The 3851-nt window shown below is 70.4% G+C and carries 5 protein-coding genes; 4 read left to right on the top strand and 1 reads right to left on the bottom strand.

Annotated elements, in window-relative coordinates:
• The first annotated feature begins 130 nt into the window (after positions 1-130).
• Entirely contained in the window at positions 131-574 is a 444-nt protein-coding gene (locus tag ACFW2E_RS43050) for a MarR family winged helix-turn-helix transcriptional regulator (RefSeq protein ID WP_384476502.1), read from the top strand.
• Positions 575-623: 49 nt separating this feature from the next.
• Here the strand turns inward: ACFW2E_RS43050 and lexA are convergent, their stop codons facing one another.
• On the bottom strand, positions 624-1295 hold the full coding sequence (lexA, locus tag ACFW2E_RS43045) for a transcriptional repressor LexA (RefSeq protein WP_384476497.1): 672 nt from the start codon (positions 1293-1295) through the stop codon (positions 624-626).
• Between the two features lie 220 nt (positions 1296-1515).
• Between lexA and ACFW2E_RS43040 the strand changes: the two genes are divergently transcribed.
• The 3 genes from ACFW2E_RS43040 to ACFW2E_RS43030 all read left to right on the top strand — a co-directional run.
• Positions 1516-2472, top strand: coding sequence for a GlxA family transcriptional regulator (locus tag ACFW2E_RS43040; RefSeq protein WP_384476494.1), 957 nt, complete (start codon positions 1516-1518; stop codon positions 2470-2472).
• A 101-nt stretch (positions 2473-2573) separates the two neighbouring features.
• Complete coding sequence (gene gap, locus ACFW2E_RS43035; protein WP_384476491.1) at positions 2574-3572, top strand: type I glyceraldehyde-3-phosphate dehydrogenase; 999 nt, start codon at positions 2574-2576, stop codon at positions 3570-3572.
• Positions 3573-3621: 49 nt separating this feature from the next.
• A partial coding sequence (locus ACFW2E_RS43030) for a peptidylprolyl isomerase (RefSeq protein ID WP_384476488.1) occupies positions 3622-3851 on the top strand: 230 nt, incomplete at its 3' end.

The following is a 3851-nucleotide window of genomic DNA, read 5'->3' as shown; positions in this document are numbered from 1 at the left end:
GGGTTTTTCCCCTGTGAGCTCAGGGGCTATCCCTCGGGGGTCAATATCCTGTGATTTTGGCGGGCCGGGCCCCGGTAACCCCCACGACTGTAGCAGCGGAAGCGTGCGTGGCGCACGCTATTCTTGCGGTGTGGAGAACGAAGTAGGACATGAGATCGCGGACGCGCTGGCCGTCCTGCTCAGGCGCACGACGCGCACCCAGTTGCACAAGCAGCTCACCGACGGCATGGGTGACGCGGTCGACGAACTGACATACCCGGTACTCAGCGCACTGGCCCGGACCGGGCCACGCAGCGCGGCCGACCTGGCCGCCGACGCCGGCATCGATCGCTCCGGAGTGACCCGACGCGCCTCCCGCCTGGAGGCGGCCGGACTCGTCCGCCGCGAGCCAGACCCCACCGACCGGCGCGCCCACCTGCTCGTTCTCACCGAACAGGGCCACAGCACGGTGACAGAGCTGCGCGCCCGGCTCGCCGCCCACATCATGACGGGCCTGTCCTCATGGCCGCCGGGCGAAGCCGAGATGTTCGCCCGCCACCTGCGCAGATTCACCGCCGACGGCCCGTTCTCGTAGCAGAGCCCCCGCGAAACGCCGCCGAGTCACCGGAGCGGGAGCAGGAGCACTAGAGCAGGCGGAGCACGCCCACGACCTTGCCGAGAATCTGCACCTCGTCGCCGGGAATCGGGGCGTAGGAGGGATTGCGCGGCATGAGCCACACCTGCCCGTCCTGACGGCGCAGCACCTTGACCGTGGCCTCGTCCTCGATGAGTGCGGCGACGATGTCTCCGTGGTCGGCGCTGTCCTGACGCCGAACGGTCACGATGTCGCCGTCGCAGATGGCCGCGTCGATCATGCTGTCGCCACTCACGGTCAGGGCGAACAGGTCGCCCTCCCCCACGACCTGGCGGGGCAGGGCATAGACGTCTTCCACCATCTCGTCGGCGAGCAGCGGCGCGCCGGCGGCGATCCGTCCCACGAGCGGGACCTCGACCGGCGCCGAACCCTTGCCGCCGAGGTCGGGTGCCCACGAGGGTCGTACCCGGTACGCCCGGGGCCGGTGCGGATCACGGTAGAGGACGCCCTTGCGCTCCAGCGTCATCAGCTGGTGGGCGACCGAGGAGGTGCTGGCGAGCTCCACGGCCGCGCCGATCTCCCGCATCGAGGGCGGGTAGCCCTGCCGGTCCACCGTGGCCGTGATGTAGCGGACGATCGCCTCCTGGCGGCTCGTCAGCTCTCCCTCAGCAGTGCGCGGGCCTGGTGGACGGCCCCGTCGGGCGGGCTCGTTCTTCTCCATCCGGGGCGCCTCCGTACAAGATCTCGCAGAACGCGACCTTAACCCGCCACACCCAATAAATGGAACACTGATTCGACATCCAGGCTGGTGGGCGTACGCGTTCTCCGGCAGAGGCCGGACGACGGCAGCCGTCCTTCCCGGGACCGCGAAGCACCGACTCGTCCAGCGTGATCCCAAGGCACACCCCCCAACCCCTCACGCCCCCTCGTACCCTGTTCCCGTGCCCGCCTCCCCCCTGCATCGCGTCGCCGTCCTCGTGCTCGACGGCGCGAAGCCCCTCGACGTCGGCATACCCGCCCAGGTGTTCACGACCCGCGCGAGCATGCCGTACGAGGTACGGGTGTCGGGGGCGGCACCCGGTCTGGTGACCGGTGGCGACGGACTGTCGTACTGCGTCGCCCACGGCCTCGACGCGCTCGCGTGGGCCGACATCGTGTTCATTCCCGGCTACCGGTTCCCGGACCGCGACGACCCGCCGCGGGCCGTGGTCGACGCGCTGATCGCCGCCCATGACCGCGGCGCGCGGCTCGCCGCCATCTCGACGGGCGCCTTCGCACTGGCCGCCACGGGCCTGCTCGACGGCAAGCGCGCCACGACGCACTGGCACTACGCGCGGGCGCTCGCCGCGAAACACCCGCTCGTCCGCGTCGACGAGAACGTGCTGTTCGTCGACGAGGGCAGCGTACTGACGTCGGCCGGGGCCGCCTCGGGCATCGACCTGTGCCTGCACATTCTCCGGGGCGACCTCGGGGTGGCCGCGTCGAACCACGCGGCCCGCCGGCTCGTCGCGGCGCCCTACCGGAGCGGCGGCCAGGCGCAGTACGTGCCGCGCAGCGTGCCCGAGCCGCTCGGCGAGCGGTTCGCCGCCACCCGCGAGTGGGCGCTGCACCGACTGGGCGAGGCCCTCAGTCTCGAGGTGCTCGCGCGGCACGCGGCGGTGTCGCCGCGCACCTTCTCGCGGCGCTTCGCCGAGGACACGGGGTACACCCCGATGCAGTGGGTCATGCGTGCCCGTATCGACACGGCGCGGGAACTGCTCGAGCGCTCGGAACGGAGCGTCGAGCAGATCGCCGCCGACGTCGGTCTCGGAACGGGCGCGAACATGCGACTGCACTTCCAGCGCATCCTCGGCACCACGCCGACCGAGTACCGGCGCACCTTCGCCAAGGGCGAGTAGCGCCACCGCGTGGCGCGATCCTTTTGAACCATGGCGATCGCGCCGCTGTCACCGGGCGGTGCCGGACGCGAATCTGGTGGCGAACCGAAGGGACACCACTCATGACTCGCATCGCCATCAACGGATTCGGCCGCATCGGACGCAATGTGCTGCGTGCCCTGCTCGAACGTGACAGCGCCCTCGAGGTCGTGGCCGTCAACGACCTCACGGAGCCCGCCACCCTCGCGCGGCTGCTCGCGTTCGACTCGACGGCCGGCCGGCTGGGCCGCCCGGTCACCGCCGACGGGGACACCCTCGTCGTCGACGGCCGTCGCATCAAGGTGCTCGCCGAGCGCGAGCCGGCACAGCTGCCGTGGGCCGAACTCGGCGTGGAGATCGTGCTCGAGGCGACGGGGCGCTTCACGTCGGCCAAGGCCGCGCGCGCCCACCTCGACGCGGGTGCGAAGAAGGTGCTCGTCAGTGCGCCGTCGGACGGCGCCGACGTCACCCTCGCGTTCGGGGTGAACACCGACGCGTACGACCCGGACCTGCACACGATCGTCTCGAATGCCTCGTGCACGACCAACGCGCTCGCGCCGCTGGCCTCCGTCCTCGACGACCTCGCCGGTATCGAGCACGGCTTCATGACCACGGTGCACGCCTACACGCAGGAGCAGAACCTCCAGGACGGTCCGCACCGCGACGCCCGCCGTGCGCGTGCCGCCGGGGTCAACATCGTGCCGACCACGACGGGTGCCGCCAAGGCGATCGGGCTCGTCCTGCCGAACCTCGACGGCAGGCTGTCGGGCGACTCGATCCGCGTGCCGGTTCCCGTGGGGTCGATCGTCGAGCTCAACACGACCGTCGCCCGCGACGTGACGCGCGACGAGGTGCTGGCCGCGTACCGCGCGGCGGCGGAAGGGCCGCTCGCCGGAGTCCTGGAGTACTCGGACGACCCGCTCGTGTCGTCCGACATCACGGGTAATCCGGCCTCGTCCATCTTCGACTCGGCCCTCACCCGCGTCGACGGCCGCCACGTCAAGGTGGTCGCCTGGTACGACAACGAGTGGGGCTTCTCGAACCGCGTGATCGACACCCTGGAACTGCTCGCCACACGCTGAACGGGAAGCCGGTTCGGCATCGCCGGGGCCCTCAGGTCACAATGGGGGGATGAGCAATTCCAAGGTTTACTTCGACATCGACATCAACGGCCAGGATGCGGGCCGCATCGTCTTCGAGCTCTTCGAGGACGTCACCCCCAAGACCGCCAGGAACTTCATCGAGCTGGCCACCGGCGAGCACGGCTTCGGCTACGCGGGTTCCCCGTTCCACCGCGTGATCCCGCAGTTCATGCTCCAGGGCGGTGACTTCACCGAGGGCAACGGCACCGGGGGCAAGAG

Source organism: Streptomyces sp. NPDC058964, assembly GCF_042741275.1.
GTDB lineage: Bacteria > Actinomycetota > Actinomycetes > Streptomycetales > Streptomycetaceae > Streptomyces.
This window is presented reverse-complemented; position numbering and strand designations above follow the sequence as displayed.

Coding starts and splice junctions, on each gene's coding strand:
- lexA (WP_384476497.1), bottom strand. CDS start 1,295: ATGGAGAAGAACGAGCCCGCCCGACGGGGCCGTCCACCAGGCCCGCGC.
- gap (WP_384476491.1), top strand. CDS start 2,574: ATGACTCGCATCGCCATCAACGGATTCGGCCGCATCGGACGCAATGTG.